Source organism: Polynucleobacter sp. AP-RePozz3-80-G7, assembly GCF_018882145.1.
Taxonomy (GTDB): Bacteria; Pseudomonadota; Gammaproteobacteria; order Burkholderiales; family Burkholderiaceae; genus Polynucleobacter.
Genome location: NZ_JACVPC010000012.1, coordinates 1 through 1554, shown reverse-complemented (window position 1 = coordinate 1554; position 1554 = coordinate 1). Strand labels below are relative to the sequence as shown.

The window sequence follows — 1554 nt, the reverse complement described above, 5'->3', positions numbered from 1 at the left end:
CTAAAGGTGGTGGTGCCAGTAGAAGTCAGTGCAATAGCTGCTAACTTGTTAGTACCACCGACTACTCCAGTGAAGGTTTCGTTACCAGAACCAGAGGTGATGGTTAAGGCGTATGGGGTTGTGGAGGCGCTATCGAGCGTACTTGAGAATGACACTGCGCCATTAGCTGAACTTGAATTGGAATTCAGAGTGGTATCAGCCCCAAGCAATACTGGTCCTGTGTAGCTTTGTAGGCCTTTGGTGGTTGCTGCAGATGCACTATTAATTGTTTTGCCAGTGACAGTCAAAGAAGTTAATGGCGCGGTATTGCCAACGCTTCCGCTGAAAGTAACCGTTCCATTTGATGCTGCAACTGTTAATGCTTTTCCGCCATTCACGGTGGAACTAAAGCTAATACCAGAAGCGCTATTCGATGTGATTACGATGCTACCATTTGCACCATTAGCATTGGTGACAGTTGTATTGGTAACTACAGTTACACCACTTGATAGCGTGTAACCGTTTTGACCAGCATCAGCACCAATGCCACGATATTCACCACTTTGATTTCCGCCGTAAGCCGCTCCACCGATCAGACCGCCGCCACCGCCGCCACTACCACCACCATCACCGCCCGGCTGTATACCATTGGCACCTTTGTAGGTACCACTAGTTGGCACATTACTGCCGCTATAACTACCCGGGACAGCTCCATACACTTGACCGGCAGTAGTTCCTGGAGAACCGCTGTAATTGCTTCCGCCACCTCCGCCGCCAGCACCACCAGCGAAGACGTAGCCACTACTACCAACTTGCACTACAGAAGCTGCACCGCCACCACCGCCGCCGCCAGAACTACCGGATGATCCCGCGTTACCACCGGTACCACCATTACCAACACCTAATGCATTAGTTCCAGCAGTACCGCCGCCACTTCCACTAGCGCTGGATACGCCATTGCCGCCACCACTACCTGGTGCAATAGTGAGAACTGTTCCTGGAGTGACGGATAAAGTGACGGTATAACTTCCAGCAGGTCCTGTGCCTTGACCTAGCTGGTTACCAGAACTACCATCATTGCCGCCAAGACCGCCTGATGCGCCAATTAATTGAATGGTGACAGAGTTGCTGTTAATTGTTACAGACTGGGTACTTGCAGAGTAGTTATAAGTATTGTTAAGTGATTGCCCAATTGAAGTCAAAGTAGCATCAGCACCAACTGTAACCGGACCGCTATAAGTTTGTGTGCCTAATGTGCTTATGCTATTGCCAATATTGATTACATTAGTGCTGGTAGCGCTTAAAGAATTTAGATTAGTTGTTCCACCCATTACACCATTTAGATAGATAGCTCCTGAACCTGTATTTAAGGTTAAGGCTTGGGCACCATTTACTGTTCCTGTAAATGTAAGGTCTGCGCCAGCTGATGCTGAGGCATTGGTGGTGTCTAAAGTTGTCCCCGCACCTAAGGTGACATTGTTACCAAAGGTTTGCACACCTGAGGTGGTGATAGACCCACCGTTAATGGCGGTAGTACCAGTAGAAGCGTTCTGGATGAGTGAAGCGGCAGTTACG

Annotated in this window: 1 protein-coding gene; it reads right to left on the bottom strand. The window is 49.2% G+C overall.

Features of this window, described 5'->3' with window-relative positions; translation table 11 throughout:
- Positions 1 to 1554 (bottom strand): beta strand repeat-containing protein (locus tag ICE90_RS10730; protein ID WP_370624673.1); only part of this gene is annotated, 1554 nt, incomplete at both ends.